1 protein-coding gene is annotated in these 1,443 nt (G+C 56.7%); it reads left to right on the top strand.

Annotated elements, in window-relative coordinates; translation table 11 throughout:
• Positions 1–123: 123 nt before the first annotated feature.
• Complete coding sequence (locus ASH01S_RS17545; RefSeq protein WP_157067238.1) at positions 124–1,398, top strand: IS256 family transposase; 1,275 nt, start codon at positions 124–126, stop codon at positions 1,396–1,398.
• The last annotated feature ends 45 nt before the right edge of the window (positions 1,399–1,443 follow it).

A 1,443-nucleotide genomic window follows, 5' to 3' on the forward strand; every position in this document is an offset into this window, starting at 1 on the left:
CGTAGTCCCGGATTTCGTGGAAATTTGAAAGTGGCGGTCTCCTGACCCCGTTTGGTATAACGGGTTTGGGGAATATCAGGAAAGGAGAACGCCACTATGAAATCAAGAGTACACGAGATTGCGCTGAAAGACCAGAAGCAGTTTACAAGATTCGACACGTCAAAGAACCTCTCTGTCCAACTGGCTCTGCTGGATGTGATGGAAGCAACGAAAGAAGGTCTGATGGCGCTGGCGGTGCAAGCCGGATTGCGAGTTATACAAGCCATGATGCAGGAGGAGGTGGATGCGCTCGTCGGTCCCAAGGGCAAGCATAATCCGGAGCGCAAGGCCGTACGGCATGGAAAAGAGAAAGGTTCCGTCACCCTCGGCGGTCGCAAGGTGGCTGTGGAGAAGGTGCGAGTACGCAGTGTGGATGGACGGGAGATTCCGCTCGAGACGTATCAGGTCCTGCAAGATCCGGAGCTGTTGACGCAAGCTGCGTTGGAGCGGATGATCCATGGACTGTCCACCCGGAACTATGCGTACGGTCTGGAGCCGGTCGGAGAGGAATTGGAGTCCTCTGGCACGAGTAAGAGCACCGTCAGCCGTCGGTTCATTGCGGCCACGAGGAAGCTACTGGCCGAGTTGATGCATCGGCGTCTGGATGATCGGCACTATGTGGCCCTCATCATCGACGGCATCGTGATGGCAGAGCACACCGTGGTAGCGGCCATGGGGATTGACGCAGATGGCAAGAAGCAGATGTTAGGGGTATGGCATGGAGCCACCGAGAACGCCGCTGTGTGTAAAGCGCTCCTGTCCGACCTGGTGGAACGTGGCTTGAAGACCAACGACGGAATTCTCGTCATCATTGACGGAAGCAAGGCGCTGCGGGCGGCGGTACGGGATGTGCTTGGCGACACGGCCATTGTCCAACGCTGCCAGGTACACAAGGAGCGTAACGTGCTGGAGCACCTGCCGGAGAAGCACCGGGATTGGGTCAAGAGGCAACTGCGTGAAGCCTGGCGGCACGGGAACGAACAGGATGCATTGGCAGCGCTGAAGCGATTGGCCGCCCAACTCGAAAAGGCGTACCCCGGTGCTGCGGCGAGTCTGCGAGAGGGGATGGAAGAGACCGTGACGGTCATCCGACTGGGGATTCCGGAACTGCTACAGCGGACCCTCCGTTCAACGAATGCAATTGAATCAGCGAATGAAAAGGTGCGCATGGCCAGTAGGAACGTAAAGCGTTGGCAGAATGGCGAGCAGGTACTGCGTTGGGCGGCGGCAGGCTTCCTTGAGGCAGAGAAGAAGTTCCGCAGCGTAAAGGGATTTCGACAAATCCCGATGCTCATGAAAGCACTACACCAATGTGCACATCCAGAGCAACACCAGGAAGAATCATCCATGACTGCGTAAATCGAAGAAAAAGGCCGTCACGAAAATCTACGAAGAGCGGGACAA

It is taken from the genome of Alicyclobacillus shizuokensis NBRC 103103, from assembly GCF_001552255.1.
Classification (GTDB): domain Bacteria; phylum Bacillota; class Bacilli; order Alicyclobacillales; family Alicyclobacillaceae; genus Alicyclobacillus_G; species Alicyclobacillus_G shizuokensis.